Genomic DNA, 257 nt, shown 5'->3' with positions numbered 1-257 from the left:
CCCGCTCGTCGGTGATGGAGTTCCTGCAAGCCCACCAGGCCGTCATCGCCCTCGCAATCCTGGGGATGATGTTCGTCTTCTTCATGTGGGAGCGTTTCTCTCCAGAAGTCGTCGCCACGCTCGGCGCGGGCGCTTTTCTTGCGCTCGGCATCCTCGACACGAACACGGTCTTGAGCGTTTTCGCCAACCCGGCTCCGATCACCATCGGCGCGATGTTCGTGCTTTCAGGAGCGCTCGTTCGCACCGGCGCGCTCGAT

Annotated in this window: 1 protein-coding gene; it reads left to right on the top strand. The window is 62.6% G+C overall.

Going from position 1 to position 257, the window contains the following annotated elements:
* Positions 1-257 (top strand): SLC13 family permease (locus tag CH341_RS34985; RefSeq protein WP_342635053.1); only part of this gene is annotated, 257 nt, incomplete at both ends.

Source organism: Rhodoplanes roseus (genome assembly GCF_003258865.1).
Taxonomy (GTDB): Bacteria; Pseudomonadota; Alphaproteobacteria; order Rhizobiales; family Xanthobacteraceae; genus Rhodoplanes; species Rhodoplanes roseus.
Note: the sequence above shows the minus strand (reverse complement) of the source record. Positions and strands in the feature narration are given on the sequence as shown.